3 protein-coding genes and 1 pseudogene are annotated in these 3,268 nt (G+C 45.4%); 2 read left to right on the top strand and 2 right to left on the bottom strand.

Features of this window, described 5'->3' with window-relative positions:
- The coding region (locus B3180_RS00335) for an anti-phage deoxyguanosine triphosphatase (protein WP_286842198.1) at positions 1-1,146 on the top strand (1,146 nt) is incomplete at its 5' end.
- Between the two features lie 65 nt (positions 1,147-1,211).
- Here the strand turns inward: B3180_RS00335 and recA are convergent.
- Positions 1,212-2,306 carry a recombinase RecA gene (recA, locus tag B3180_RS00330; RefSeq protein ID WP_054488004.1) on the bottom strand — a complete coding sequence of 365 codons (1,095 nt, stop codon included), beginning with the start codon at positions 2,304-2,306 and terminating at the stop codon, positions 1,212-1,214.
- Between the two features lie 99 nt (positions 2,307-2,405).
- Positions 2,406-2,912, bottom strand: coding sequence for a CinA family protein (locus tag B3180_RS00325; RefSeq protein WP_224797346.1), 507 nt, complete (start codon positions 2,910-2,912; stop codon positions 2,406-2,408).
- 30 nt (positions 2,913-2,942) lie between these two features.
- Between B3180_RS00325 and B3180_RS00320 the strand changes: the two are divergent.
- Positions 2,943-3,268: pseudogene (locus tag B3180_RS00320) on the top strand (DNA mismatch repair protein MutS); the annotation flags it as partial.

Below are 3,268 nucleotides of genomic sequence, written 5' to 3'. Positions count from 1 at the left end.
TCGCTCGAAGCCAGCCAAATAGGCGCAAGTCTGGTTGTTCATTTAAGTAATCAGAATCCAGACGTCGCTTCTCAGCTTGAACTGTCAGAGCCGTTACTTGAATCATTATGTCTGGCTCACGATATAGGCCATCCACCATTTGGTCACGGCGGCGAAATTGCCCTTAACTACATGATGCGAAATAACGGAGGGTTTGAAGGTAATGGCCAAACCTTTCGCATTGTAACTCAACTTGAAGCCTACACGCCCCAGCATGGCATGAACTTAACCCGGCGAACCTTAATGGGGTTACTAAAGTATCCGGTCTTAGCCAGTCGTATTTGCCAACAGAAACTCCCTGCCGATGTCACTAACTTTCGCCATTTACGCACCCGCGAGTGGTTACCTCCTAAAGCCTTATACGATGATGACTCTGAGCAGTTGAACTGGGTCCTTCAACCCTTAAGTGATTCAGATAAGAAAGGCTTCCAGGAATTATTACAGCAACCTTCTGGCAATACCCATGGCAAAAGCGCGCTCAAAAGCATTGATGCATCCATTATGGAAGCTGCAGATGACATCGCTTACGGCGTCCACGATCTTGAAGACGCTATTGTCGTAGGTCTTATTCAGCGACATCACTGGGAAGACCAAATGCTTTCTGACCTGCGACAACTGGAAGCAGAGCTACCTAACTTTAATGCAAAGGAACTGACAGAGGATCTCTTTTCCGGAAGCCATCACCGTCGAAAACAAGCCATTGGTGGCTTAGTGAACCGCTTACTGACATCTGCAAAGTTAGAACGAACGGCCTATGACTTCGAATGTCCGTTACTTCAGTATCAAGTTCAGCTCGGTGAAGCCGAGAAAATTCTGCTGAACTCATTGAAACAGTTTATTTTTAATTGGGTAATTCGTAAGCCGGAAATGCAGGCTCAGGAGTTTAAAGGCCAGCAAATTGTCATGGAATTATTCGAAGTTCTGGCCGTAGAACCTGAACGGTTGCTTCCGGAAAATACGCGCTTACGTTATATGCAGCAAAAGCAGAAAGGCGAAAATGCATTACGCGTTATTTCCGACTACCTGTCAGGCATGACCGACGGTTACGCGGCTAAGCTGTATCAAGAGCTGTTCTCTGTTAGCTCACCCAAAAGCGCTTTTCAGTAACACTTCTAGACAAAAAAGCCGAAGCAATAAGCTTCGGCTTTTAACTCTGATAAGAAAGCTTTTATTTATGACAGACTAATGTCATCTTTCTCATTGGTTTTTGCTTCGTTCTTAGCTTCTTCTTTCGCCGCAGCGCGTTCAGCTTCGCGGTCTTCTTTCGTTCTCTTTTCTGGTCTGGATAACAACAGCTCACGCAGACGACCTTCTAGTTCATCAGCAATTTTCGGGTTGTCTTGCAAGAACTTCATTGAGTTCGCTTTACCCTGTCCGATTTTATCGCCGTTATAGCTATACCAGGCTCCTGCCTTGTCGACCATTTTGTGCTTAACACCCAAGTCAATTAGCTCGCCTTCTTTAGATATACCTTTTCCGTATAAAATTTGGAAGTTTGCTTCTTTAAAGGGCGGTGCAACTTTGTTCTTAACGACTTTAACACGGGTTTCGTTACCGACCACTTCGTCGCCTTCTTTCAATGCGCCGGTACGGCGAATATCCAGACGAACCGAAGAGTAGAATTTCAAGGCGTTACCACCTGTCGTCGTTTCAGGGTTACCAAACATAACACCTATTTTCATCCGAATTTGGTTGATGAAAATACACATGGTGTTTGATTTCTTAATGTTCGATGTCAATTTACGCAAAGCCTGTGACATTAAACGTGCTTGCAAACCAACATGGCTGTCACCCATTTCGCCTTCGATTTCAGCTTTAGGTGTCAAAGCCGCTACAGAGTCGACAATAACCACATCGACAGCGCCTGAGCGAACTAACATATCGCAGATTTCCAGCGCCTGCTCTCCGGTGTCTGGCTGTGATATCAATAAATCATCGACATTAACCCCGAGAGCTTCAGCATAGATTGGGTCGAGTGCGTGCTCAGCATCAACGAAAGCACAGGTCTTACCCATTTTCTGGGCTTCAGCGATAACTTCCAGAGTTAACGTTGTTTTACCGCTCGATTCAGGACCATAAATTTCTACGACCCGGCCAAAAGGCAAGCCGCCAATACCCAGAGCAACATCCAGCCCTAATGAACCGGTTGAAACAGAGGCAATATCCAGAGTCTGGTTATCGCCCAGACGCATGATAGAACCTTTACCAAATTGACGTTCGATTTGTCCGAGCGCTGCATCTAACGCCTTTTGACGATCATTGCTCATTATAAGCTCCGTTATTAATCACTGGTTTTATACACAGTATACTGTACACATTTACAGTATCAAGTATTGTTCTGACTTTTTCCTTGAAATACAACTAAGTTATTGTAATTCAATTGTATTTATCAGTTTATTTAAAACTGAGTCCATTGTTTTCAAACGAATCTCTGCGCGATTACCCGAAAAGTGCTCATGCCAAGTCCAGCAGCTTTTATTATTCGCAATAGCCATCCAGACCAAACCAACCGGTTTATCGGCAGTGCCACCTCCCGGCCCTGCTACACCGCTAACTGCAATACTCCAGTCAGCACCGCATAAGGACAAAGCCCCGGAAGCCATTTGTTCAACACAGGCTTCAGAAACAGCCCCATGTTTTTCCAGTACTTGTGTTTCAACCGCCAGCAGCTTTTGTTTGAGCGCATTAGTATAGGTGATTATTCCACCATTAAACCAAGCAGAACTTCCAGCAACTTCGGTAATAGCGTATCCTATTCCTCCTCCGGTACAGGATTCTGCGGTACAGACTGTCTGCTGTTTTTGCTGCAGGCGTAGACCGACTTGTTCCGCGAGTTCAAAGGTTTGCGGCGCGACTGCCGTGGTTGCTAACATAACAATGGCTCCAGAAAAGAATATTCAACTATGCCTGAATTCTCTGACAAACAGATCCAATCACATACCCCAATGATGCAGCAATACCTACGTATAAAAGCAGAACATGCTGACATGCTTTTATTCTATCGTATGGGGGACTTTTACGAACTGTTTTTTGAAGACGCTAAACGTTCGGCACAGTTACTGGATATTTCTCTGACGGCGCGTGGCCAAAGTAATGGCGAACCTATCCCTATGGCAGGTGTGCCTTATCATGCGGTAGAGAACTACTTAGCACGCCTGGTTAATATGGGAGAATCCGTTGCGATTTGCGAACAAATTGGCGACCCCGCGACCAGTAAAGGCCCGGTTGA

Source organism: Idiomarina sp. UBA4206, from assembly GCF_002383015.1.
In the GTDB taxonomy this organism is placed as follows: Bacteria; Pseudomonadota; Gammaproteobacteria; order Enterobacterales; family Alteromonadaceae; genus Idiomarina; species Idiomarina abyssalis.
Note: the sequence above shows the minus strand (reverse complement) of the source record. Positions and strands in the feature narration are given on the sequence as shown.